Annotated in this window: 22 protein-coding genes; 7 read left to right on the top strand and 15 right to left on the bottom strand. The window is 37.7% G+C overall.

Features of this window, described 5'->3' with window-relative positions; translation table 11 throughout:
* Positions 1-2: 2 nt before the first annotated feature.
* From hxpB to gpmI, 6 genes are all read right to left on the bottom strand, one after another.
* Positions 3-674: a hexitol phosphatase HxpB gene (gene hxpB, locus FBR08_RS04595; RefSeq protein WP_158961632.1), complete on the bottom strand. Its 672-nt coding sequence runs from the start codon at positions 672-674 to the stop codon at positions 3-5.
* Between the two features lie 63 nt (positions 675-737).
* Positions 738-1,508, bottom strand: coding sequence for a class I SAM-dependent methyltransferase (locus FBR08_RS04590; RefSeq protein WP_158961631.1), 771 nt, complete (start codon positions 1,506-1,508; stop codon positions 738-740).
* 14 nt (positions 1,509-1,522) lie between these two features.
* On the bottom strand, positions 1,523-2,341 hold the full coding sequence (gene map / locus FBR08_RS04585) for a type I methionyl aminopeptidase (protein ID WP_158961630.1): 819 nt from the start codon (positions 2,339-2,341) through the stop codon (positions 1,523-1,525).
* A 116-nt stretch (positions 2,342-2,457) separates the two neighbouring features.
* The gene (locus FBR08_RS04580; protein ID WP_158961629.1) at positions 2,458-3,123 is read right to left on the bottom strand and encodes a VOC family protein; all 666 of its coding nucleotides are present in this window, start codon (positions 3,121-3,123) and stop codon (positions 2,458-2,460) included.
* Positions 3,124-3,251: 128 nt separating this feature from the next.
* Positions 3,252-3,830: a hypothetical protein gene (locus FBR08_RS04575; RefSeq protein ID WP_158961628.1), complete on the bottom strand. Its 579-nt coding sequence runs from the start codon at positions 3,828-3,830 to the stop codon at positions 3,252-3,254.
* Between the two features lie 106 nt (positions 3,831-3,936).
* Complete coding sequence (gpmI, locus tag FBR08_RS04570; RefSeq protein WP_158961627.1) at positions 3,937-5,454, bottom strand: 2,3-bisphosphoglycerate-independent phosphoglycerate mutase; 1,518 nt, start codon at positions 5,452-5,454, stop codon at positions 3,937-3,939.
* A gap of 300 nt (positions 5,455-5,754) precedes the next feature.
* Between gpmI and FBR08_RS04565 the strand changes: the two genes are divergently transcribed.
* Entirely contained in the window at positions 5,755-6,519 is a 765-nt protein-coding gene (locus FBR08_RS04565) for a murein L,D-transpeptidase catalytic domain family protein (protein ID WP_158961626.1), read from the top strand.
* Between the two features lie 195 nt (positions 6,520-6,714).
* On the top strand, positions 6,715-7,173 hold the full coding sequence (locus tag FBR08_RS04560; RefSeq protein WP_158961625.1) for a MoaF-related domain-containing protein: 459 nt from the start codon (positions 6,715-6,717) through the stop codon (positions 7,171-7,173).
* Positions 7,174-7,249: 76 nt separating this feature from the next.
* On the opposite strand, the gene FBR08_RS04555 is transcribed toward FBR08_RS04560, so the two are convergent.
* Positions 7,250-8,842 (bottom strand): L,D-transpeptidase family protein, encoded by a 1,593-nt coding sequence (locus FBR08_RS04555; RefSeq protein WP_158961624.1) that lies wholly within the window; start codon positions 8,840-8,842, stop codon positions 7,250-7,252.
* A gap of 217 nt (positions 8,843-9,059) precedes the next feature.
* Here FBR08_RS04555 and FBR08_RS04550 point away from each other — a divergent pair, with 217 nt between their 5' ends.
* Positions 9,060-10,943, top strand: a complete 1,884-nt coding sequence (locus tag FBR08_RS04550) for a TonB-dependent receptor plug domain-containing protein (RefSeq protein WP_158961623.1) — start codon at positions 9,060-9,062, stop codon at positions 10,941-10,943.
* A gap of 756 nt (positions 10,944-11,699) precedes the next feature.
* Here FBR08_RS04550 and FBR08_RS04545 read toward each other — a convergent pair.
* The 4 genes from FBR08_RS04545 to FBR08_RS04530 form a co-directional block, all read right to left on the bottom strand.
* Complete coding sequence (locus tag FBR08_RS04545) at positions 11,700-12,362, bottom strand: WG repeat-containing protein (RefSeq protein ID WP_158961622.1); 663 nt, start codon at positions 12,360-12,362, stop codon at positions 11,700-11,702.
* Positions 12,363-12,389: 27 nt separating this feature from the next.
* On the bottom strand, positions 12,390-13,145 hold the full coding sequence (locus tag FBR08_RS04540) for an SDR family NAD(P)-dependent oxidoreductase (RefSeq protein WP_158961621.1): 756 nt from the start codon (positions 13,143-13,145) through the stop codon (positions 12,390-12,392).
* Positions 13,146-13,156: 11 nt separating this feature from the next.
* A complete protein-coding gene (locus FBR08_RS04535) occupies positions 13,157-15,376 on the bottom strand; it encodes an AsmA family protein (RefSeq protein ID WP_233266243.1) in 2,220 nt (739 codons plus the stop codon).
* A 200-nt stretch (positions 15,377-15,576) separates the two neighbouring features.
* Positions 15,577-16,563, bottom strand: a complete 987-nt coding sequence (locus FBR08_RS04530) for a helix-turn-helix transcriptional regulator (protein ID WP_158961619.1) — start codon at positions 16,561-16,563, stop codon at positions 15,577-15,579.
* A 109-nt stretch (positions 16,564-16,672) separates the two neighbouring features.
* On the opposite strand from FBR08_RS04530, the gene FBR08_RS04525 reads away from it, so the two are divergent.
* Genes FBR08_RS04525 through FBR08_RS04515 form a run of 3 tightly spaced genes read left to right on the top strand, consistent with a single transcriptional unit; the run spans position 16,673 to position 20,751 of the window.
* Entirely contained in the window at positions 16,673-19,042 is a 2,370-nt protein-coding gene (locus FBR08_RS04525; RefSeq protein ID WP_158961618.1) for a TonB-dependent receptor plug domain-containing protein, read from the top strand.
* A 12-nt stretch (positions 19,043-19,054) separates the two neighbouring features.
* Positions 19,055-20,308, top strand: coding sequence for a hypothetical protein (locus tag FBR08_RS04520; RefSeq protein WP_158961617.1), 1,254 nt, complete (start codon positions 19,055-19,057; stop codon positions 20,306-20,308).
* A gap of 8 nt (positions 20,309-20,316) precedes the next feature.
* Positions 20,317-20,751, top strand: a complete 435-nt coding sequence (locus tag FBR08_RS04515; RefSeq protein WP_158961616.1) for a DoxX family membrane protein — start codon at positions 20,317-20,319, stop codon at positions 20,749-20,751.
* 101 nt (positions 20,752-20,852) lie between these two features.
* Here the strand turns inward: FBR08_RS04515 and FBR08_RS04510 are convergent, their stop codons facing one another.
* Genes FBR08_RS04510 through FBR08_RS04495 form a run of 4 tightly spaced genes read right to left on the bottom strand, consistent with a single transcriptional unit; the run spans position 20,853 to position 23,295 of the window.
* Entirely contained in the window at positions 20,853-21,425 is a 573-nt protein-coding gene (locus tag FBR08_RS04510) for a pentapeptide repeat-containing protein (RefSeq protein ID WP_158961615.1), read from the bottom strand.
* 48 nt (positions 21,426-21,473) lie between these two features.
* The gene (locus FBR08_RS04505; protein WP_158961614.1) at positions 21,474-22,616 is read right to left on the bottom strand and encodes a glutathionylspermidine synthase family protein; all 1,143 of its coding nucleotides are present in this window, start codon (positions 22,614-22,616) and stop codon (positions 21,474-21,476) included.
* A gap of 9 nt (positions 22,617-22,625) precedes the next feature.
* Complete coding sequence (locus FBR08_RS04500) at positions 22,626-22,997, bottom strand: hypothetical protein (RefSeq protein WP_158961613.1); 372 nt, start codon at positions 22,995-22,997, stop codon at positions 22,626-22,628.
* A gap of 1 nt (position 22,998) precedes the next feature.
* Positions 22,999-23,295: a hypothetical protein gene (locus FBR08_RS04495; protein ID WP_158961612.1), complete on the bottom strand. Its 297-nt coding sequence runs from the start codon at positions 23,293-23,295 to the stop codon at positions 22,999-23,001.
* A gap of 151 nt (positions 23,296-23,446) precedes the next feature.
* Here FBR08_RS04495 and FBR08_RS04490 point away from each other — a divergent pair, with 151 nt between their 5' ends.
* The gene (locus FBR08_RS04490) at positions 23,447-24,322 is read left to right on the top strand and encodes an AraC family transcriptional regulator (RefSeq protein WP_158961611.1); all 876 of its coding nucleotides are present in this window, start codon (positions 23,447-23,449) and stop codon (positions 24,320-24,322) included.
* Positions 24,323-24,363 lie beyond the last annotated feature (41 nt).

The raw sequence follows: 24,363 nt of genomic DNA, 5'->3' as shown, positions 1-24,363 counted from the left end.
TATTAAGGAGTTACGCAATTTAAAGCTAAGAAATTTTCTTCAAATTCAGTTAAGTCAACTAGTTTTCTGTCTGCTAAGTTGAATTTAGTGTCGTGGTAAAATTCCAATTCAGGAACAATAAAAACGGTCATGCCTGCTTTTTTACCTGCGGTTGCTCCAGTAAAAGAGTCTTCAATAACAAGGCAATCTGCGGGATAGCTTCCTAGATTTTGTGCGGCTTGTAAATAAACATCTGGTGCGGGTTTACCTTGAGCTACATCTAAAGCGGATACAGTAGTTTGAAAAAAGTGTGCAATTTTCAATCGATTCAAAACAGTTTGAATTAATGAAGGGGTTGAATTGGTTGCTAAGCCAATTTTTATGTCTTGGGATTGTAAGAAAGTCAACGTTGTCCATACGCCTATTTTTATTTCTCCTTGAAGGCGGATGAGTTCATCTACGCGATCAATCACTGCCTGTTCTACTTCTTCTAGTGTTTTGCCTGTCCAAGGATATAAGCTGTACCAAAGTTCAGTAACGGCTCTTGTAGTTTGTCCAGTGGTTTGATGGGCAATTGCTTCGCTCCATTGACAGCCGACAGAAGTAAAAACCTCTTGCTCTGCTTGTTGCCAAAATTTTTCGGAGTCAATTAAAACGCCATCCATGTCAAAAAGTACGGTCGTAATCCTAGTCATATCAATTTACTAAATAATAGTAGGACGAAGATACGCAAAAGCGATAGAATGAGAAAGGAAGGTTTAAGCGGGTTTGAAGCAAACAGGAATTATTTCACCTGGAGCTAGGCAATATTTGACTACTTCTTTAGGAGTTAGTTTGTGCGTATAGTCCTCTTCAATAACAGTGAAACCGATTTGACGCAATTTGTCAAAATAGTCTAATCCATACACGCGGACGTGATCATACTGCCCAAACACCAAGGTGCGTTCTTTGGGATCGGTAATGCTGTCGTCTTGAAAAGTAGTTGTTCTGTTGAGGTCTTGCGGAACTTGAAAAATACCCATTCCTCCTGGTTTAAGGATGCGATATAGCTCTTGCATGGCTTTGATGTCATCGGGAATGTGTTCTAAAACGTGATTACACAAGATAATATCGAAGGAATTATCAGCAAAAGGCAGATTGCATATATCCGCTTTAACATCGGCTAAAGGCGATTCTAAATCAGTGGTGGTATAGGTTAAATTCGCTTGTTTTTTAAAGCGCTTGTAGAACGCTTGTTCTGGTGCGAAGTGCAAGACGCGATGAGCGGCTGTGAAAAAATCAGTCTCATTTTGCAAGTACAGCCACAGCAAACGATGTCTTTCTAATGACAATGTACTTGGTGAAAGTACATTAGGGCGTTGTTTGGCATAGCCATAGGGTAAAAAACTTTTAAAGCTTTTGCCATCAATCGGATCGGTGTATCGATCTCCTTTGAGGTAGCAGGCAAAAATAGGTCGAACAAGATAACTCAACCGAATTAAAATCGGTCGAGGTATGATGTTCAGTATAGTTTTGAAAAGTTTCTTCATTAGAGGGAAGTGAATTATAAAACTAAAGGATTAGCTCTAAACTCATCTTCTTCGTTGCTTTGGATTCCCAAGGCTTGGTAAATGTAGTGGAAGGTAGACAATAATTCTGGTTTTCCATTTACCAAAGCTACATCGTGCTCAAAGTGAGCCGAAGGTTTTCCATCACGGGTAACGATTGTCCAACCGTCGTTTAATTGTTTGATGTTTCTTGTTCCTAAGTTAATCATAGGCTCAATAGCAACCACCATTCCTTCAACGAATTTTTTACCTCTACCTGGTTTACCGTAATTCGGCATTTCAGGCGCTTCGTGCATTTTCGTTCCCAATCCGTGACCTACTAATTCGCGAACGACCGTATAGCCTTCTTTTTCACAGTAACGTTGAATGGCACTTCCCACATCTTCTACGCGATTTCCCAATTTGAATTCGCGAATTCCCACGTAAAGCGATTCTTTGGTCACTTGTAATAAACGCTTGGTTTCTGGCGCTACTTCACCTATTTCAAAGGTATAGGCGTGGTCACCATAGTATCCATTCATCACTGTTCCACAGTCAATGGATACGATATCCCCTTCTACAATCGGTTTATCCGTTGGTAGTCCATGTACAATTTGCTCGTTTACACTAGTCAAAATAGTAGAAGGACATCCATATAATCCTTTGAATCCCGGTACTGCACCGTGATCCCTGATAAATTCTTCTGCTTTTTTATCTAATTCTAAAGTCGTTACTCCTGGCTTTAGCTCTGTTGCAAGCATCCCCAATGTTTTTGAAACTAAAAGGGCACTTTGTCTCATCAACTCAATTTGTTCTAGAGTTTTTGGAATGATCATACTTTATTGATTTAAGAACTACAAAATTACGGTATTCCTTTGAATCTAAAAAATCGATGAAAATGGAATTTTAGAAATAAAGTGGTTCTATGTGATTGAAAAGCAAAATAATTAACTTATTTCCAATCCGATGCTAGAATTGTATGGGTGCTGTTGCTGACTTCTAACTTAATGGTTGCTGTACTCGGTTGCGCTTTGAGTTGGGTTGGATACCAATTTCTTTCGGGGCTAACGAAAATAAGCAATCCTTCGTCATCGCCAATCGCACAGAATTCAGGTAGGGGGGCGGATTTGCTGAAATACTGCAATCCCGTTTGTTGCATGATTGCTTCTGCTGTTTGCATGGGATGAGCGGTTACAATGCCAATTTCGCTAATATTCAACATCTCTTTAGGTGAAAAAGGCTGTGCTTTTGTGGTTTGGATATCGGCTCTAGCAATAAATTCAAGTAAATTGCCATTAAGGTCCCAAAAGTAAATCGACTTCGCTTTCCACGTGTCAAAGTGGGTAATGATTTCATTTTTAGGAGAGGGCAGTAACTCAATGTGGTTCGCTTGTGCCCAAGCAATCGCTTGCTCTAAGTGATTTGTCGCTATGTTAAAAGCAAAATGATAAAAAGGCGTTTTATTTTTATTCTCCGTGAAAGTAAGTAGGGTTTCTCCCGCTTGAAAGCGAACCTCTTTTGCTGTTTGTTCAACTACGGTCAACCCTAAGGTGTTTTGATAAAACGAAAGGCTATTGTTCAGGTTCTCTGTTTCTAAGTATAGGTTTGTTATTTTCATAATTTTCTTCGTTTTTGTTTATAGTAAAGGTAGTTGAACAACTTGCTTACTAAACGAGATTGAGATTGTTTAAACCAATGCAGAAATAAAAAACAACAATGAGAATCTAAACATAGTGATGGAATAGTTTACTTGTTAGAAGAAATAAATTGGGATTCGAGATTCAATAAATCACCAGAAACTTGGGTGAGTTTTCCCTTTTCAAAGGCATATAGATTAACGTATGGATCTTTTACAATTGCTTTTGGATTTGCCTCGTTTTGAAGTAAATCCATTAAAAAACGATTACTGTATTTTCCCTGCATATTGGTATTGTATGCTTTGTAGTTGATTACATAAAGTGGTAGGTCGATCTCTTGACTTAGTGTACTACTTAGGTTTCCATAGCCTGTAGTTACCAAGTAAAGTTTATATCCATTTTCATCTGCCCAACGCTTAAAGGTGGCTAAGGGATAACAAGTAGAGCTTGAACAACCATTGGCAAAAGTATAGACTAGAATTTTATCGTGTTGTTCCATTTGTTTACGGATTTGTTCTCCTGTTATGGAATAAACGCGATTGTATAGGGTATCTTTTCCTTCTTCGTAGGTAGCAAGATAGGCGTGGAGTGCTGGATCTAATTTTTTGTAATCACTCGTTACTCCGTATATCGTAATACAAGAGGAGCAGAGGATGAGCAACCCCAAAAGAGGGAAAATTTTAGTCATAAGGGATGGTTGATTGGTTGTAAGTGATACGAATATAGTAAAATAGCCCAACAAAAAAGTGCTTTGTAAATTTTACAAAGCACTTTTTTTATGTTGTTCTTTTCGTTTATACTAACGAATGTCTGGTCATTTCTTCAGGTTGAGGTAATCCCATCAACTTTAAGATAGTTGGTGCAAGATCACCCAAAACCCCGTGATTGATGGTTTTAATATCTTTATCTACTAAAATAATCGGCACGGGATTGGTTGTATGTGCGGTATTTGGTGTTCCATCCTCATTAATCATCGTTTCACAATTTCCGTGATCGGCTAAAACAATTGTAGTATAATTATTCGCCAAAGCCGCTTCGATTACTTCTTTTGCGCATTGGTCTACAGCTTCACAAGCTTTAATGGCGGCTTCCATGACTCCTGTATGGCCAACCATATCGCCATTGGCGAAATTCAAACACACAAAGTCAACCTCTCCTTTTTGCAATTCGGGAATCAAGGCATCTTTCAGATCGAAAGCGCTCATTTCGGGTTGTAAATCGTAAGTTGCTACTTTAGGAGAAGGACACAGAATGCGTTGTTCTCCTTCAAAAGGCAATTCTCTTCCTCCTGAGAAGAAAAAGGTAACGTGTGGGTATTTTTCTGTTTCAGCAATGCGAATTTGCTTTTTTCCATGATGGGCTATAATTTCACCTAAGGTATGGTGTAAGTTTTCTTTGTCATATACTACGTGTACATTTTTAAACGTATCATCGTAATTGGTTAAAGTAACGAAATACAAGGGCAAAGCTTTCATTGCAAATTCAGGGAAATTACTTTGGGATAAAACCTGTGTTAATTCACGCCCACGGTCTGTACGGAAATTGAAGAAAATAACGACATCGTCAGCTTCAATTTTTCCAACGGGATGATTGTCTTGATCAACCAGGACAATAGGGTCAATAAACTCGTCTGTTACATTATTGGCATAACTTGCTTCGATGCTTTTTACTGCATCAGTAGAGTGAATTCCTTTCCCCTCTACAAGTAAATGGTAGGCTTTAGCTACTCTTTCCCAGCGTTTGTCGCGATCCATGGCATAGTAGCGACCTATTACAGAAGCTAATTTAGCAGGGGAATACGCGATGTGTTCTGCTAGGTTTTTTACGTGTCTTACTCCCGATTTTGGATCGACATCACGCCCATCCGTAAAGGCGTGGATGAAAATATCTTGTAACCCAAAATCAACCGCAGCATCTACTAATCCGTATAAGTGTTTTTCATGAGAATGTACCCCACCATCTGACAGTAAACCTAAGAAGTGAACTTTTTTATTGTTTGCTTTGGCATAAGCAAAAGCGGCTTGTAAAGCTGGTTCATGGGCAATGGTCTTATTTTCAACGGCCATGTTGATTTTAACCAAATCTTGGTACACAATTCGACCGGCTCCTAAATTCATATGACCTACCTCTGAATTTCCCATCTGCCCCTCGGGCAATCCTACATTGAGTCCATCCGTTAATACATATGTATTTGGGTATTGGGTATACAGACTATCGATGAACGGTGTTTGTGCATGTGCAATGGCTGAAACCTTAGGGTCTTGTGTTTTTCCCCAGCCATCCAGTATCATTAAAATTACTTTCTTATTCATTGTTGTGTGTTTTGTCGTTTGAATTATTCCTTACACAAATTTACAGATTGTATGGTTAACTTCTGCTTTTCGTCGGTAGATTCCTGCATTTTATTTAAAAAGAAGGCGCTTTTTCCTCCTGACGTTTTAGGATTTAAGGAAATTGTGATTTTTGGTTAAAAAAAATTCTCAATAAGCAACGAAAGTAAAAAAAAATCACAATTATAGACTTAGTTGGGTGATAATCATTTGTTTGGTAAGAATATTTTTTTATTTTTACGACTTCGTAATTAAAAACAATCCCTTTTTAAAGATATAATAATGAATTATAAGCAGTGGATAGTGGCGTCAGCCGCTTTGGTATTAGTAGGTGCAGGTGTTGCCAAGAATTCAATAGCATTTGATATGTCGTCCATTCAATTGGATGTTGCCAGAACAGAAAAAATAGAGAAGATAGAAAAAGTAGAATTAAGTGCAGAAGAGCGATTTGAGTTAAAAGCGAATACACTTTTTCAAACGTTAGAACTAAAGGCATTTAACGCTCCTTCAGAAAAAGTATTTACCATGGCGTTGAAAGGCTATTTAAAAATGCAAGAGGAAGGATTGATTAAAAACAGTAAATTGACGATTGTCGATTTTAGCGTTTCTTCTACACAAAAGCGCTTATGGGTGATTGATATGGACAAAAATACCGTGTTATTAGAGTCTGTGGTCGCACATGGTAAGCGAACAGGGGATGAGTTTGCTACGGCATTTTCTAATCGAATTAACTCCCATATGAGTAGTTTAGGATTCTATAAAACGGGCGAAACGTATCAAGGGAGTAATGGCTTTTCGATGCGTTTAGATGGATTGGAAAAGGGGATTAACGACAATGCGCGTACACGTGCGATTGTGGTACATGGAGCGGATTATGCTTCTCCAACTTTAGCTTTGAAACAAGGTCGTCTGGGAAGAAGCTACGGTTGCCCAGCTGTTCCAAATGAAGTGAATAAAGAATTAATTGACTTGATCAAAGATGAATCTTGCTTGTTTATTTATTCTACACAACAAGATTATTTAAAACAATCAAAATATTTAATCTAATAGCATAGGATTCAACGAATAGTTGCTAAAAATGTCCAACGTACTAGAGTGCGTTGGACATTTTTATTTTAAAATAAATCAATTTTTTTGATACAGACAGGTCTACTTTTTGTTACTTTTAAGTGTACTACAAGTTGGAATAACATCTGATGCACTGTAGGACAAACGATAGTATTATTTAAAAAAATTAAAGCGATGAAAAAAATCAGTTTATGTTTACTTGCAACTCCTTTGTTGCTCTTGTCTTGTAAACAAGGAGATTCAACGACCAAAGGAGCAGCATCCAATCAAACAAGTGAGACTACTCAGGCGCAATCAATACAAGATCATGGTGGTCTAATTGGGCAAAAGGGAATATTAGCTTACCCTGATTTTAAAGCAGAGGTAACGTATTTGTCAGAAAATCAATTGCATTGGAAAACAACGAATGCCAAGGGAGTGGTTTCAGAAGGAACGGAAACAATGAGTTATAAGAAAATAGGGGATCACCTGTTTTTTATTAACTGGATTGAACAAGATGGTCTAACCGTTAGTCAGGTTATTGATACCCAAAAAGGAAGTGTGGATGCTTTCTTAAGCTATGCCGATGATGGCAGTAGTCAAGGAAAAAGAAGTTCAAATTTTATACAAGGAACTTTTCAATTTGCGGAATAAACAACGGAAAATCGCAGAATACAAAAGCCCAAGTAGAGAATTACTTGGGCTTTTGTATGTAGAAAAAAGAACGATTTTATTTGATTAAACGTTTGTACAATTCTTCGTCATATTTGTAAATATCCTTAAAATAGGTAAATTTCCCTTGACGATCCACTTCTACAGTCCAATATAATAAATGAACATCAATCGGAGTTTTACTCACGGATACGCTTTTGGTTTCTTGGGAGGCAACAATTTTGTCTACTTCTTCTTTGGTTAAATTTGGTGAGGCAAGCTCAAAAATATAAGTTGTCAGCTCAAAAGGATTTTGTACACGTACACATCCTGAACTCAAATTTCTATCATTGCGGGCGAACCCCCATTGACTTGGAGTATCGTGTAAATATACGGCATGGTTATTTTGAAACATGAATTTTACACGCCCCAGCGTATTACCTTGGCCCCCTTTTTGAACATAGCGATAGGATGTCCCTTTACTAGCATCCCAATTTTCAGGAGATACTACTTTTCCTTGGTTGTTGTAAATTGTAAAATTCAATCTTGAAAAATAGGAAAGATCACTAGATGCTTTGGGTACTAAATCATTTTTTTTAATTGTTGGAGGTACGGTCCACGTTGGATTCAAAACAACGGTAGTCAGCGTAGAACTTAAGATTGGTGTTTTACGCGCAGCAGTTCCCACAACAACTTTGTGTTGTTGAATCGTATCCTGATTGGATACGGTAACCAAACTAAAGGCTGGAATATTGACCAAGATATAGTTGGATGAAAATTCCCTCGGAAACCATCGCCAACGCTCTAAATTGACAATAATTTTTTCTTTTAAGGCATGTTCATCGCGCAACATCGCTTCAATCGTTTTGGTGTCAGTATAACCAGTAACACTTAGTTTTTTTTGGGTTTGAAAAGCTTTTATCGATTGGGCTGTAGCCTGATTGTAAATGGCATCTGTGCCAATACTGTCGGGCAACTGATTCAAGAATATCAAGTGTTTTTTAATGGTTACCAGCTCTGGAATCGTGTCGTTTATTTTTCCATTTTTAAATGGCTTTAAACTGTCTTGCTCTAAAGTATAATAGGAGAAAAGTTTTTTTCTCAATTGGGTGTATACCGGTTGCTTTGTTCGAATACTGTCATACGTGAGGGCAATATTTTCATGATTCAAAGCTAATAATAGGGTTGCACTTGTGTTTAAGGGTTTTGGGGTTATCTCCCAATCACCATATAAGCGCTTGGCTTTGATGCTGCCGTTGTACAAATTGTCTAATGTATTCACATACATCGTGGAGAATAAGAAGTCAGCCTCAATCTTTGTGGCTTCGTCCAACTGCTCATAGCTTGCGCTAAAATCTGTGAGCTTGTCCCTGTCTTTGGTTGAAATCTTAATACCGTCGTATTTAAGATCGTCAACACTCGTTAAAAGTTGTTGTCTATTTACGGCACTAAACCATCCTAAATGGTAGTCGTTGTTCTTGTAAAAAAGACGCACATCTTCTGGAAGTGCACTAGTTTGTAAGGAGTCAAATTGGATGTTCGGCACTTCATTCAACGCTTCAACAACTTCATTTTCACCATAGATAACTCGCATGGCTTGTTTACTTCTCTCCCCACAAGAGGTGAGTACACAAGCAAGCAATGCAGTTGGCAGTAATATTTTCTTAATCATATAGCAAGATTATAAACCAAAAATAATGAAAATAATTTATATTTTAAATATTATCCTTGTTTGAGTTTTTGCATAAGTGCTAAAAATGAATAAATAAGGTAATTTTTTTGTAAGAGAAAAAACCGGACTGTTTTCTATTTTTAAACTGGACTAGGAGAGGTGTAACATCCCTACTTACATTTGCAGTATACGAATGAATCAAGCATACATTTATTTTATGAAACCTCAATTTTATGTAGCCTTAACGGTTTGTAGTTTTTTTGCTGTAGCAGGTAATGCACAAGAAAAAAACACAACCACAGTAGCGGACAATATGGAAGAAATTGTGATTTACAATCAGCGATTACAACTTCCAAGTACTTTGAAAAATAGAAATATTACTATAGTAGGTCAGGATCAGATTAAGCAATTACCCGTGAGCTCGGTCAACGAGTTGTTGAGTTTTGTTGCCGGAGTAGATTTGAGACAACGAGGCCCCAATGGAACACAGGCAGATTTGAGTATTGATGGTGGAAGTTTTGAGCAAAATATTCTGTTGTTGAATGGTCAAAAGATTTCTGATCCACAAACGGGACATAATTCGCTAAACATTCCTATTCCTTTAGAGGCTGTAGAGCGCATTGAAATTGTGCGAGGGCCTTCTGCGCGTTTATACGGGATCAACAGTTTAACAGGGGTTGTGAACATAGTGACGAAAAATCCAAAGAAGGATGGAGTCTTTGCGGCTGCGTACGGAGGTACGAGCTTTAAGAAAGACAAAGAGGACGATCACAACGAAACGTATAACAACCGCGGCATTCAAGTAGGTGGGACATTGGTGCGTGAAAAGGATAACCATATGTTGTTCGCCAGCCACGATTCCGGAAATGGATATCGCTATAATACCGCTTATCACAACAATAAGGTGTTTTATCAAGGGAATATTAATCCCAACGAGCACAATACCCTAATGATTTTGGCTGGACATGCGAATAGTTCATTTGGTGCGAACGGATTTTATGCTGCACCTGGAGATAAAGAGTCGAAGGAAATTGTCAGCACAACGATGTTGAACTTGAGTTCACGTCATTATGTATCGGATCGGTTTACTTTGATGCCTAGTGTGGCCTATCGCTATAATTTCGATGATTATCGCTACTATCGTCATCGTTTGGATGTGGCAAGAAGTAGACATTATACTCATGCAATTACATCCAATGTCAATGGAGAATACGCTGCTGATTACGGAAAATTTACCTTTGGTGGTGAAATGCGTTATGAGGAAATTAACTCCACCAACATTGGCGATCACAGCAAGAGCAACTATGGATTTTTTGCTGCCTTTCAACGCGATTGGTTTGAGAAATTAGACGTAAATATTGGGGCTTATGTCAATTATAATACAAAGTATGGTTGGGAGTTTTTCCCTGGAATTGATGCGAGTTATAATTTCAATCCGCATTGGCAGGCTACATTTAACGCGGGAACAGCAAGTAGAATTCCGTCATTTACGGATTTGTATTTGAATCAACGACCTGGTAATATCGGAAACCCCGATCTAGCACCAGAAAAAGCATATCAAGTTGAGGTAGGTGGAAAGTATAGAAAAAATCGCTTACAAGCCGAGGCCTTTGTATTCTATCGCGATATTGATGATTTTGTCGATTGGATTCGCGTAGATATCAATCAACCGTATCAACCGTATAACGCCTCAAAGAATAAGACAAAAGGCTTGAATACGGCATTGCGTTACCAATTAGGAGAAGGTATTTCGCTATGGAATTTAGGTCTTTCGTATACGTATTTGTCACCAACTATTGAAAATAAATCTGCAGAAGCAGGGGTGCTTTCTAAGTATTCCTTAGAAAGTTTGAAACACCAAGTGGTGGGAACGGTGAACTACACCTATGATAAATTTAGCGTGACCTTAGCCAATCGCTTCAATGAACGATTGACGTATAAGAGTTATTGGATTACGGATATTCGTCTGAACTATGCCTTAGATAAGGTGAAGTTCTATTTAGATGCTCAGAATATATTTGATACAACCTATATTGAGGCTGGGGCTGTCCCTATGCCAGGTAGATGGTTTACACTAGGAGTAAAATTTGATGGGCTATAAACGATACGAATGTTTGGGTTAGTTGTAAAAACGAGTTAGAAGGGATATCTAACTCGTTTTTTTATGGGGTTGGTTGTTGGTCGTAGGTCGTAGGTCGTTCGTTGGTTGTTGTTTGTTGTTTGTGAGGTTTGCTCTTTGCAGAAACTTCAAAACTTCACAAAAAACAAAAAAGCAACTTCACTTTTTTAGTGAGGTTTGTGCTTTGTGAAGATTTTCGATTAAAGTACGATTGATCGATTCAGAAAATTTAAACCGTTAACTGATAACCTTTAGATTTGCTTTTTTGTCTTTTTGCAAGTTGCTTTTTCGACAGATTATCGATTTAAGAATATAAATCCTTAAATCAGAAAATTTAAACCGTTAACTGATAACCTTTAGATTTGCTTTTTCGTTTTTTTGCCAGTTGCTTTTTCGCCAGATTATCGATTTAAGAATATATATCCTTAAATCAGAAAATTTAAACCGTTAACTGATAACCTTTAGATTTGCTTTTTTGTCTTTTTGCCAGTTGCTTTTTCGACAGATTATCGATTAAAAAAAATATATCCTTAAATCAAAAAATTAACCAACAATCTGATAATGAATAACAATTGACTAAGATATCTTATTTAACCGATAAACTTCCGATTACTCATAACCTTTAGATTTGCTTTTTCGTTTTTTTGCCAGTTGCTTTTTCGCCAGATTATCGATTTAAGAATATATACCCTTAAATCAGAAAATTTAAACGGTTAACAGTTAACCGTTAACCGTTAACTAATTCGATATCTTCATTCCTTTTTTATTGATGGTAAAAGCGCGAAATTTGACTTCTACTTGTGCTTGTCCATTTTCAAAATTACTGGCGTATTCATATTGAAAGGGGATCATTACTTTTCCTTGTTTATTGATATAGCCAAATAAATTATCCTTTGAGGCTAGGGCGAGGCCTTCTGAAAAATTACCTACAAATTCATAAGATGCGGGAATAATTTTATCACCTGTGGTAGAGAAGAATCCCCATAAACCTCCTTCATAGAAAGCAATGCGGTCTTCACTACTGGTTTGCAATTCTTCGTATATGTAGGGAATAACGACTATTCCCTTATCATTAATTGCGCCTTGATAGCCTTCGAACGTTACGATGGAGACATTATCAACAAACGATTCAATTTGGTGAAATAAAGGTTCGATAAACAAGTCACCCGATTGTGTTTTAATTCCAAACAGCGATAGATCTGGGTCTTGAAACCAACGTAAATGATTGGCAAATTTAAAATCAGGATCGTTTTTTAGATCAATAAAAACGGTATCTGAGGTTGCTTGAAGTAAAGGAAGTAGCTTGTCTTCCCAAGCGTTTTTAGTTTCATGGGCATAAAGCGATGAACTAAAGGTGCAATGAAGCCCTAAAAAAAGACTAATTGCAATTAGGTGTTTCATAAAGTGATTGCTTTTAAATCGTTTACCCTATTGAGGTTTTCTGTAAAAAGTTGTTCCGCTAGCTTGTGCTTTGGGAAAAATGGTCATATCGGCCAATTGCACGTGATCCGGTTGATTGATGGCGTAGGCAATAGCATGGGCAATATCTTCGGGGCTAAGTGGATCATATCCATTGTACACTTGGTTTGCTTTGGTTTGATCTCCTTTAAAGCGCACCATTGAAAATTCCGTTTCAACAGCGCCAGGAGCTACGTTGGTAACTTTGATTCCCTTGCTATTTAAATCGATGCGCAACCCTGCTGAAATAGATTCTACAGCTGATTTTGATGCACAATAAACCGATCCGTTGGCGTAGGTTTCTTTTCCTGCAATGGAAGACAAGTTGACAATATGCCCTCCTCGGTTGTGTTGTAATAACAAGGGTAAAACAGCTTTCGTCACGTAAATTAAGCCTTTGACATTGATGTCAATCATTGCTTCTAGATCTTCAATGTCTGCTTCTTGGAAGGAAGATAAACCATGTGCATTTCCCGCATTGTTGATTAAGATGTCTATGTTTTTCCATTCCGTAGGTAGGGAGTCAACAGCCTGAAATACTTCTTCTCTGTTGCGCACGTCAAAAGTGAGTATATGCGTTGCTGTAAGGGCATTTAATTCTAGGGCTAAGGCTTCTAATCGCTCTCTTCTTCTTCCACAAAGGATTAAACGATGATTGGGTGCTAAAGCTCTGGCTGTAGCTTGTCCAATTCCTGAAGATGCTCCTGTGATAAATACGGTTCTCATATGCGATTGTGTTATAATATAGTTTGTTTTAGACCTTGTAAAATACATAACCAAAGGTAATTGAAAAAAGACTTTTCTTCTATGCGATTCACTTTTTTTATCTCAACTTCTTTAAATGCTCCAGCCGAGTTTTTGTGAATGAACCAATTGCCTACTTTAGAGAGTAGTTTTTTCTTTTTTTCTCCATTTTTACGATACAAGGTGACTTTTAAATCGTTGTAATTCATACCAAAAGTACCCGTTGCGACTTTGTTGTTTCCGGTGAAATTGAATTTGATCAAATCCAAATTCCCCTCCGTAGACGCTTTGACATAGGGTTGCAAAAAGGGTTGCATGGCAGTAGCCGGAAAGTTTTTAATGGTTCCACTAATTTGAAAATCGTCTTGACGATTTAATAGGTTAAAGGACCAGTTTACTTGTAAAGGGGCTGCATTCATAAAACTCGCCTGAATAGCCAAGGTTGTTGTCGGTAATTTAGTTTGCCTAAATCCACTGTATATATTTTGAATGGACGCATTGAAATTGCCAAAGGTTAACTTTCCAGGTGCGATTGCTTTTTGGTCGTATTCTTCATATTCCAAGGTAGAGTTGACAATATCTACTTGTTTTAAGGCCAAGGTAAAGGGAATCTCGCGTAGTTTTTTACTGAACAACGGCTTGATGCTCATGTTGAATGGCGGTGTTTTATCTCGAAAAATATTGGCGTTAATTTGATCGAGTTTGACGCGATCGGCTTTAAAAAATAAAACATCTTGAGCGTCAAATCCCCACGAGTAATTGGAAAGCGTAATCGCTTTGGTTTTAAGGGTAAAAATATCATCCGCATAGGTAAACATCTGCACCATGGTCTTGCGATTGTATTTGGGAATTAGCTCAAAATTATGACAAGTTAATGTGGTGTTTTTTCCCTGTATTTTAGATATTTTGATGTTGTAAAAACGACCAGCATCCCATTGTATCGCCTCTGACGAAAAGGAGATTTCTTTGTATTGCACGGGAATTTTGTTTTCCATAGTCCCTGCATCTAAGTGAATTTTTTCGATAGAGGCTTGAATCTCTTTTGCTTGTAAGGCAATTTTGTGCTCTTTTCCTTTCGTTGAGGTAAAGCTTCCCTTTTGAATAGAGAGGGTATCAATTTGCACTAACTCGTCAAAAAACACTTGTACTTTTTGTTTCTTTTGTGGATTTACCTTTGTTTTTTGATGTGTCTGATGCTGGTGAATATCCGGTTGTTTGAATTGAATGGATCTAATACGCAGCTCTTCTTTGGCTTTGTTTGCCACGCCTTTGAGGTGTAAGCTTCCTTTTTTGACAAGCCATTGATTGAGCGAATTGATGTGAATGCTATCCATATCAATAGCACCAATGGTTAAATCAAAAGGTAAAAGTTTAGGATTAACCGCTGTTTTGACCTCTTTTTTACGAGTTGATCGCTCATTTGCCTCTACTTGAACATCCACAGAAGGGGTTTGTATTTGATCGATATGGAGATAAAAATCGGATTGATCTTTATATCCCCAATCGGTACCTCTTAATACTAGCGAAGGAGCAGTTATGGAAACAAGTCGATGAGGTAAATCTGCTTTCTCTCTCGTCCCTATTAGCGGTTTTAAGGAAAGAAGCGCAGTGCTAATTTGATTGGGATTGATTAGAATGCCGTCTATATCTAATTGCTGAGCATCTGAAACTAAACTGCGAACAGAGTCACAGGAAATAACATAGTCCATGTAGGTGAACGGAAGGGGTTTATCTTGGGTTTCCACGCCAAAGTGAATCCCTTTAATTTGGGCGTTAAAGTTGTGTACTTCGTGTAAGCGCAGGTTGCGATCCACATCGTGTATCAGAACATGAGCTTGTTTCACAACAATATTCTTGATATCAATCGCTTTGATGAATTCAAGTGGCGCTTTTGGTGTAGTATCTTGCACTGTTTGATGTTGATATACTTGGATATCAGGTTGAACAATTACAATTCCTTGAGCCTCCAGGTGATGCTTTTTGAATAAATTCCAAAGAGCAACTTGTTGAATATCGATTTGCTGTAACTTTCCTTTGAGGTAAGATAGGGAATCGGTGGTTGTAGTCGCTTTCGGTTGAATATCTATCTCTTTAATGGATAATTTGCGTTCGGCAATGGAGTAATGAACGGATTGATAGGTTAAATCATAGGGTGAATCGTTTTTTTCTGCGATGATTGTCGGTAAATATTGATTTAGGAAATAGTTAATCATCCATTGACCTGAACAATATACAACCACAACAAAAAGGAGTAGAATCCCTAGTATTTTATGTTTCTTTTTCAACCGCATAATGTAGTCTTAAAACTGTTTACTCAAAGATACTGTTTTCGTTCTTTACTTGAGGAAACATATTTAAAATATGTTTTATTTATAAGTTTTAAAATGTTGTATTTCTGTTGTTTAGGTTTTTTTTAATAGCTTAATTCCTTTTTTTGACGCAGTGTGCTTGGTGCATGACCAAAGTGTTTTTTGAATGCATTACTGAAATTGGAGGTATTGAGGTATCCACATTTTAGGCTAATTTCTTCGATGGTATCCCTTGTATCCATGACATACTTTTGGGCTTGATTCATGCGCAATTCTTGTAAGTATCCAAAAACGGTAGTGCCAAAAACTTGTTTAAACCCTAATTTGAGCTTGGTCTGGTTGATGCCCACTTTTTTTGCAATTTCCTCTATCGTAAGCGGATGACTGATGTGTGCTTGAATTAAGTGGGCTGCAAAGCGAATGCAATCCATGTCTCTCGTCGTTAATTTAACTGTTTGAGCGGTGATTGGCTCTTCAAAACAATACGCTAGTATTTCGTTGATTTTCGATTCTAAATAGATTTTACGTGTCAACCCTTCAAAAGAACACTGTTTTATGCTTTGAATGGCTTGGTACAAAAGCGGATTCAGCTGAATAAAATTATCGGATAATCCCGCACTTTGAGCTGAGGTGATTTGATTGAGAAAATGATCCAATTGACGATTTTCACCCGCATGTTTGCTAATCATACTCAACGGTAAATGAATATCGAAGGTTTCATAATTTACTCCTTCTTGAAAAGATATTTCTGATTTTTCACTTGTGGATGCTAAGTAAATCATATTGCCTGTCATAGTGGGAACTTCCTTTAAAGGCGAAAATGAATTATTATACCCAATGGCGTGAGGAGATAAATTGAAGTGAAGTTCGAGAAAGGGATCACGTTCTAAGCAGTCTAAGGTTATTGTCTGTTTGGTTGTGTATTGCATAGAAACAACGCGAAGATGTTCGTTGACAATTTCTTGCTTAATGCTTATTTTCTCGGGAAGTAATGCGTTGTCCTTCTCTTTTTTTAAGCTAGTTGTAGGCTCCTGGAGTGATGGGTAATTCACCAGGTCTAGAAAGTCAACAATATCTATTCTATAGCTCATAATAAACCCTTTTACGTAAATCTTACACTCAAATTCGTAAGGTGTATTGATCTCTCTAAGTATATTTTTGCGTAAAAATACAGTATTTAAATTTATTCTAAATAACAATATGGTTAAATATTTTTACTTTTTGTTGTGCTGTTGCTCACCTGCCTTGGCTTGTGAGGTGTCTTTTTCTGTGCAGCATAGTCAAACTGGATTTTCTTCCAACTTAACCTTGATTGTTAATCAGCAATCCTACGGACTTGATAAGGAGGGGAAAAGCAAGCGTATAGATATACAGGAAGGAGTTTATAACGTGCAAATCTACGAGAATGGAAAGCTTCTTGATACACAATCAGTGGAGATTGATTGCCAGCATGCTCATTATTTCTTGTTTGTTGGAGAACAGCAGGAACAGTTAGAGGAAGTAGTGATTCAGTCTCAAACGACAGCGCAGAAAATAGAGCGAACACCTTTTGCAGTACAGGTATTGGATATGAAGCAGGCGTATCATAAAGGAGGAGATATTAGTAATCAATTGAATCAATCAGCGGGAATCAAAGTTCGATCTAATGGAGGATTAGGCGCTGAAACTCAATTGAATTTGGGAGGTTTACAGGGTAAAGCTATTCGAGTATTTAAAGATGGGATTCCCATCGAGTTATTTGGACATGGATTTTCTTTGAGTACAATTCCTGCGAATATGTTGGAGCGCATTGAGATTTACAAAGGCGCTATGCCAGTATACCTAGCTTCTGACGCTCTTGGAGGTGGTGTTAATTTGGTTACGCGGAACCCCAAATCTAATTTGTTAGAATTGTCCTATGAATTAGGTTCTTTTCAAACTCATCGGGCAACGGCTAATTTACTTTTGGTTGGCAAGAATCCTGCTTATTATTTTGGACTGAATACGAATTATAATACTTCGGCGAATAACTATAAGATTGATGCTCCTTTCATCGATCCAGAAACAGGAAATCAATACAAGAAAAAAGTGCGTCGTTTTCACGATGACACAGCTTCTTATTACGGGGAATTGTTTGTGGGAGTTCGAGATAAAATATGGGTTGATGATCTGAAATTGACGTTTTTGTTTTCAGACTTTTACAAGGAGTTGCAACACGACAGTGAGATGGGGAAAGTTTTTGGAGAGGCTTATAGTACGGAGCAGAATTACGCGTCCATTCTCTCCTATAAAAAAGGATTTTGGGATCAGCGTTTGCAAGTAAATGCAGTATGGAGTTGGAGTCATTTTAATACGAAACTCATCGATACTGCTACGGTGCGTTACAATTGGGATAATGAAATTATTCTTCAAAATCAGATTATTGGTGAAATCAATAAAGGCGGAAGTCAGCAGCGTTTGCAGTATGATTTACTAGCGGCTAGAATCAATGCAACATTGCAAGTGAATCCGAATCACTTTCTTGAATTTGGAGAATTAGTTTATCATCAACGCAGAAAGGGCAGTGATCCTTTAGGGGCAGTTTCTCCAGTACATGAGGTGGATGTTTTGACTATTCCTGCAACTTATCAAAAGAGTATTACCGCTTTAGCGCTGCGATCTTTGTGGTTGGGAGATCAACTAGAGAGTATCGTTTCGCTCAAGCATTACAACAATCAATCCAAAGGCTTTACTACAGATAAGTTCAATTTCGCTTGGCAATCTTCTCAGTCTACGAAACAATGGGGATATCTCGGTGGATTAAAGTGGGATGTAAATTCGTACTTACTCAAGCTTTCCTATGAATATGCTACGCGTTTACCCGATGAAATGGAAGTCTTTGGCGATGGCGTTTTAATTAAGGAAAACTTGGATCTCCTTCCTGAAACGAGCCACAATGTCAATCTAAACACAGCTTATGTGTACGGAAAGTCTGCACATAAGGGAACGCTAGCGCTTAATCTTTTTTATCGTCGAGTAAAAGATGCTATTTTCCTTCAACCTGATATTCCCTACAACCGATACATCAACTTCCATCAAGTTGAAATCAAAGGAGTAGAAGTAGAAGCGACCCATCAAATCAAAGAACAAGTAGATTTTGGGGTGAATGTTACTTATCAAGATATTAGACGCATTAATGAAAGAGCAGAGTTCAGTATGTATGAAGGTGCTCGTGTACCTAATATTCCCTTCTTTTTTGGCAATGCGTTTTTTAGGAGTCATGTTAAGGGAATATTGACTACGGATGATAAAGTAAGTGTAAGTTGGAATCTCAACTATCTCCATCGATTTTATCTGACCGATATTCCCAAAAAACAAGAACCTAGTCTTTTTGGGGAAGCGACTATGGTAGATTCTAAATTAATTATTCCCAATGACGGACGATTAGGTCAATTCTCACATGATGTGGGACTCTATTATTATTTTGGAAATAAGAAAATAAATCTAGCCTTAGAAGTGCTCAATGTTGGCAATAGTAAACGCTATGACAACTTCAACGTGCAAAAACCTGGACGTTCCGTTCAATTTAAAATTGTATACAAAATCATTTAATTAATCAAGATTATGAAAAAACTAAGATTTAGTGGTATAGCTACAGCTTTTTTAGCTACTTGTTTACTTTTCTCGTGTGCGAGCGATGATACGACACAAAAGCCAACACCACCTATTAACTCAGATGAATTGCCTAAAGATGAATTGTGGGTGATTTTTAATGGAACAGAAAAATGGGCCGGAGGAATTTATGCATTAGATGAAGCGAAATCACGTGTAATCGATTTATCTTCTACTCCATTCTATCAGTTGGGATACTCCGCGGGAGGTCGTGTTGTGGATAATGTATTGTACAAAAAAGATGGAGCTTTAGCGAGTGAAGTAGGCTTGTCCAAGTACAAATTGGAAGGCGGTAAATTTGGAACAGACGGATTTATTAGTACGCCAAATAATACATACGAAACCAATTATTTAGTGGTTAATGCAACCGAAGGATATTATTGGGATTCTGCTGCAGGAGGATTAAAAGTACAAAAGTTTAATCCACAAACGATGCAACGCATCGGAGAAGTTGATTTTTCGTCCCTTTCAGATGGCAGCCAATATGAAGCAGCTGGACAGTTGATTCTAGCGAAACGAGAGAATAAATTATATGTTGATATTCAACATGGAACACGTAGTACGGCTTGGCAAGTAAAACCCAATGTGGAAAAAGTTGAAATAGCAGTTTACGACTTAACAACAAATAAAATTGAAGGAGTGACTTCTTATGAAGGAGCAACAAATTTAGGTTTATTTGCGGATCATGTGCTATGGAGTTTAGATGAGGTTACACAAGATTTATACGTGATTGCAGTAGGAGATATGACTGTTCAAAAACCCGAATCTAAAATTTTACGCATTAAAAAAGGGGCCATTACTTTTGATCCATCTTTTGAGTTGAAAATCTCAGATTACCAGTATCCAAGTGATTTCAACCGAATTTTTGCACACAACAACAAAATATATACGACGATTTCAAGTCGACCTACGTCCTACTATGGTGGAGGTCAGCATGGAGTGTCTTACCGCAAAGATATTTGGTATTGGAATGAAATTGATGTGAATTCGAAAAAAGCAACGCGTTTAGCTATGTTACCTGATAATTTCTATTCCTACCAAAATCCATTTCATCACAATGGTTTTATTTATTTCACTTCCAATAATACAGAAGAAAATTTTGCAGGAGCCTATCAGTATAATCCTAAAACAGGAGAAGTAAAAGAAACTTTTCGCTTAAAAGGTAGCGGACGTTTAATGGGCTTCCATATTATCGATAAAAAGTAAGAGGTATTATGGGAGAAATTATTCAACGCATTGCTTTAGCCTTAAGTTATGTTTGTCGTGCTTTTTTAGCTTATGTATTTATTCCGCATGGGTTTGAAAAGCTAACAGAAAAGATCAGTCAACAAGAATACATTGACTTTGGATTAGCAGGGGATTTTCTGGATTTTTACCTTATTTGGGAACGAACGAACTTCATTCACGTTATTGGTTTTGCTCAATTAGTTGGGGGGCTGTTGCTTTTGTTTCGAAGAACGTATTTTTTTGGTGCTGTTTGGTTATTTCCAATTTCACTGGGTATGTTTTTGACGCATGTTTACATTAGTCATGCATTGGATTTTATCTACTTTGATCTGCTGGTTTTGCTTTTTAATGTATACCTTATTGCGGAGAATTACGCAGCGATTCGAGCTGCTTTTTTCAAAGCACAAAAAACGTGGATTTAACGGAAATGTATTGTGTTGAAATAGCACAAATTAGTTCAATAATGTGTAGATTATGACGGATTATCCGTTAAAAAAGAAGAGAACCCTAAGGTTCTCTTCTTTTATTTTAAAATCAATTGATGTTTTCTCAACAACCCTTCTAAAGCGTCTTTGGAAAAGATGGCATTTTTCAGTTTGGTCGAATCGGGATCAATATCAAAATTATAACTGGTATAAAAGTCGGCTTTCTGTGCTTTGGCTTTGGTGAAATTCACGCGATACAGGTTACAGTTGTCAAACATCACTTGAGATAAGTCTGCTTCCATGAAATCTGCGCTAATTAAACTACAGTTGATAAAGGATGTTTTCTTGAGGTTTAATCCATAGAATAACGTAAATTCTAAATTACAATCCGTAAAGGAGAACTCGAAAATCGTTTGATCAATCATGGTGAAGTTAACATGCGTAAAATTACAGGTTTGGAAGTGACAATTTCGCAATCCTACATAATTCACTGCAGCGTTTTTAAAGTTGCAATTCTTGAAATCACAATCGATAAATAGCGTAGATAAAAAAGAGCAAGCCGTAAAATCACAGTTGATGAATTTACAGTTTTCATATTCTTTAAAAGAGATGCTATTAGGCTCTAAAACGAGGTTTTCAAAGGTTTTGTCGTAAATAAAATCGGGTGTCATGGGCGGTAAAAAGAGTAAAAAAGCCTAATGTAAAATTAGGCTTGTATGTTATTCAATAATATGAGGGACGAATCTGCTTTTATCCGTCGTTATGCGTTTGTCGCTTTCTCTAAAAGTAATTCCACAAGGTTCTTGTCCGATTAGCCAACTGCCAATAATAAAATAGCCTTTTCCTTGGTTGGGTAAATTCGCTAGTGCTTGACAGATATAGCCTTCATCGCCATAATCACCTTTGGTTGCTTCTGCTACTTGATTGTTGATATACAAGGTTACATTGGCTCCTTCACGCGATAGTAGGGGCTTTTTGACAAAGTTTTGCATGCCTTTAGGTTCGTCGAAATACGATTCCAAGAGCAAAGGGTGATTGGGATACAACTCCCATAAAATAGGCAAAATGGCTTTGTTGGAGAGAATCATTTTCCACGACGGTTCAATCCACTGTGCTTGTGCCATATCACTGGGAATATGTAGGGCAAAGGGCTCGTAAATCAACCACTCCCAAGGATATAATTTGAAGATATCGGTAATCATTTCATCTTCTAAATCGGTAAAGGTTTCACCATCCCATCCAATATCGTCAATGTAGATAAGTTTGGTGTTAATACCTGCTTGTATTGCACAATCGCGAAGGTATTCAATATTCGTTAAGTCTTCGAGTGTTTCACGCATACAAGAAAAGTGTAAGGTACTGCCTTTCATGTGGGCCTTTGCTTCTTTCCACGTTTCGATTAAGCGATCGTGTACCGAGTTAAATTGATCTCTAGAATTGCCAAAATACGTATTCATCCACTGCCATTGCACCACACCTGTTTCATAAAGAGAGGTAGGGGTATCGGCATTGAATTCGAGTACTTTCAGTTGTTGATGTACGGTGTCATACACAAAATCAAAACGGCCATAAATGCTCAATTCATCCTTTTCCCAAGAGCGTTCAATGTGTTCGTGAAAGAAAAGGGGAATTTGAAACTGGTCGTATAATTTGTTTGTGATGACGTGGTCTACCGCTTGGAGGCACATGTCCCATAAATCAGCGGTGGCCGCATAAATCTCATCCGCTAAGGGTTCCGAAATGCTGTAATAGTATTCTTCGACCCAATAGGGGATGTTGTTTTCATCTGTATGATAACCAAAACCGTTTTGTTCCAATCGATTTTGCCAATTGGATTGCGGTGTGAGATATTTTAATTGCATGTTGTACGATTAAGAAGCAGCCGAGTTACTTTTGGAGGTATTGCCAAAGCCACCACGTGCCGTTTGTTTTTTATAGGCATCTGCTTTGGAGGTATTGGATCCAACATTCGATTGAGGAGAAATACCTGGACTCGTATAGCCCATTCCACCCCCCATCATCGGACGGAAAGCCATATACCACAAGAGTGCACTACCCATGCCCATGCCACCACCACTGCTGCGTTGTTGTTGGTATTGATCGGTTACTTCGGTATAGGGAGCACTGCTATCCGCACGCATAAATACGCGTTGTTGCTCTTCTTTTGTTTCAGTAGGTTTGGAACAAGAAGCTAAAGTAGCTGTGATTAAAACTAAAGAAACGGCTTTACTACTTTTTTTCATATTATTCTACTGTTACGTAAATTGGAACTTTTTCTATATTGGTTGGTTGAGCATCCCCCCAGTCGCTAAAATTTTTCGCTGTGGTAAGGGTGTCTACTTTTTGTTGTACCATTTTGCCATTTACCCAAATGGTTTGCGCTGTGATATGGTAAATACTGTCGCCAGAAGTAATCGTTTTTAACGTCACTTCTCGGGCTGATTTTTTATCGAGTGATTCTAAATTTTGTGTCGGTTGTTGTTGTGTACAAGCTGTTGCAACGAGGGCAATAAAACTCGCTATTCCGATTGCTTTTTTCATTGGAGCAATTATTTTTAGTTTGAGTAACAAAGTTTGGAAATAAAATTTGCTTATGCAATGCTTATTTTAAAAAATGAAAGTTCTTGTAAGATAGTTAATTAAATTGGGCTAGATGGGATTTCTTTTTACTTTTGTTACAAATTGAGTGGGTATGGATGAAATAGCTATTTTACAGATTAATGATATAACGCATAACAATTTGCAAACCGATTTTTATGCCAACACCTTATCTCAACATCTTATCGATAATCACAGCCATATTGAGCGACCACACAAGCACAATTTTTACGTAGGCGTTTTGTTCACTAAAGGCGAAGGGATACACGAAATTGATTTTAATCGCTACGAGGTAAAACCGGGATCGGTATTCATGTTAGCTCCTGGGCAAACGCATAGTTGGGAGTTGTCAGATGATATTGAGGGATACATCTTTTTTCACACCCAGAATTTCTTAGACTTGTATTTGTTGAAAGAATCCCTGCGGGATTATCCTGTTTTTCGATCCGCTTTTTATCCGAATCACGTGTGTTTAAGTGAAGCCGATGCACAAGTATTGGCGTTTGTGTTGAACCGCATGGTCGAAGAAGTTAGACAAGAACAATGGAAGCGCAACCAGCAATTGGTGAGCTTGACGTTGTTGTTCTATATTGAAACAAACCGCATATTGCTACAAGGAGAAACCTTTAAAACAATACACAATAATTTATATGCCACGCATTTGCAATTGTTTGAGGAGTTGGTTGAGAAGCACTTTGCGGAAGAGAAATCAGCGGCTGTTTACGCCAATAGGATGAATATGACACAAAAACACCTCAACCGTGTTTGTAAGACCATGGTCAATCAAACGACAACGGATATTATTCTCGATCGCGTGGTGTTAGAAGCCAAGCGCATGATGATTTATACGGATTATCCACTCAATGATATAGCCTCTGTTTTGGGATATGATGATTATTCGTATTTCTCTAAATTGTTCAAGAAAAGAGTAGGAGAAACCCCCAAAGAATTTTTTAAGCGGTATCAGTGATGGTTTACGGTTTACAGTTTACGGTTTACAGTTTACGGTTG

The organism is Myroides fluvii (genome assembly GCF_009792295.1).
In the GTDB taxonomy this organism is placed as follows: domain Bacteria; phylum Bacteroidota; class Bacteroidia; order Flavobacteriales; family Flavobacteriaceae; genus Flavobacterium; species Flavobacterium fluvii_A.
The sequence above is the reverse complement of the archived record's forward strand: the minus strand, read 5'-3'. Positions and strand labels throughout refer to the sequence as shown.

Bases quoted from the DNA above. Each gene is read 5' to 3' on its own strand.
- hxpB (WP_158961632.1), bottom strand. From the start codon at position 674: ATGACTAGGATTACGACCGTACTTTTTGACATGGATGGCGTTTTAATT.
- FBR08_RS04590 (WP_158961631.1), bottom strand. From the start codon at position 1,508: ATGAAGAAACTTTTCAAAACTATACTGAACATCATACCTCGACCGATT.
- map (WP_158961630.1), bottom strand. From the start codon at position 2,341: ATGATCATTCCAAAAACTCTAGAACAAATTGAGTTGATGAGACAAAGT.
- FBR08_RS04580 (WP_158961629.1), bottom strand. From the start codon at position 3,123: ATGAAAATAACAAACCTATACTTAGAAACAGAGAACCTGAACAATAGC.
- FBR08_RS04575 (WP_158961628.1), bottom strand. From the start codon at position 3,830: ATGACTAAAATTTTCCCTCTTTTGGGGTTGCTCATCCTCTGCTCCTCT.
- gpmI (WP_158961627.1), bottom strand. From the start codon at position 5,454: ATGAATAAGAAAGTAATTTTAATGATACTGGATGGCTGGGGAAAAACA.
- FBR08_RS04565 (WP_158961626.1), top strand. From the start codon at position 5,755: ATGAATTATAAGCAGTGGATAGTGGCGTCAGCCGCTTTGGTATTAGTA.
- FBR08_RS04560 (WP_158961625.1), top strand. From the start codon at position 6,715: ATGAAAAAAATCAGTTTATGTTTACTTGCAACTCCTTTGTTGCTCTTG.
- FBR08_RS04555 (WP_158961624.1), bottom strand. From the start codon at position 8,842: ATGATTAAGAAAATATTACTGCCAACTGCATTGCTTGCTTGTGTACTC.
- FBR08_RS04550 (WP_158961623.1), top strand. From the start codon at position 9,060: ATGAAACCTCAATTTTATGTAGCCTTAACGGTTTGTAGTTTTTTTGCT.
- FBR08_RS04545 (WP_158961622.1), bottom strand. From the start codon at position 12,362: ATGAAACACCTAATTGCAATTAGTCTTTTTTTAGGGCTTCATTGCACC.
- FBR08_RS04540 (WP_158961621.1), bottom strand. From the start codon at position 13,145: ATGAGAACCGTATTTATCACAGGAGCATCTTCAGGAATTGGACAAGCT.
- FBR08_RS04535 (WP_233266243.1), bottom strand. From the start codon at position 15,376: ATGATTAACTATTTCCTAAATCAATATTTACCGACAATCATCGCAGAA.
- FBR08_RS04530 (WP_158961619.1), bottom strand. From the start codon at position 16,563: ATGAGCTATAGAATAGATATTGTTGACTTTCTAGACCTGGTGAATTAC.
- FBR08_RS04525 (WP_158961618.1), top strand. From the start codon at position 16,673: ATGGTTAAATATTTTTACTTTTTGTTGTGCTGTTGCTCACCTGCCTTG.
- FBR08_RS04520 (WP_158961617.1), top strand. From the start codon at position 19,055: ATGAAAAAACTAAGATTTAGTGGTATAGCTACAGCTTTTTTAGCTACT.
- FBR08_RS04515 (WP_158961616.1), top strand. From the start codon at position 20,317: ATGGGAGAAATTATTCAACGCATTGCTTTAGCCTTAAGTTATGTTTGT.
- FBR08_RS04510 (WP_158961615.1), bottom strand. From the start codon at position 21,425: ATGACACCCGATTTTATTTACGACAAAACCTTTGAAAACCTCGTTTTA.
- FBR08_RS04505 (WP_158961614.1), bottom strand. From the start codon at position 22,616: ATGCAATTAAAATATCTCACACCGCAATCCAATTGGCAAAATCGATTG.
- FBR08_RS04500 (WP_158961613.1), bottom strand. From the start codon at position 22,997: ATGAAAAAAAGTAGTAAAGCCGTTTCTTTAGTTTTAATCACAGCTACT.
- FBR08_RS04495 (WP_158961612.1), bottom strand. From the start codon at position 23,295: ATGAAAAAAGCAATCGGAATAGCGAGTTTTATTGCCCTCGTTGCAACA.
- FBR08_RS04490 (WP_158961611.1), top strand. From the start codon at position 23,447: ATGGATGAAATAGCTATTTTACAGATTAATGATATAACGCATAACAAT.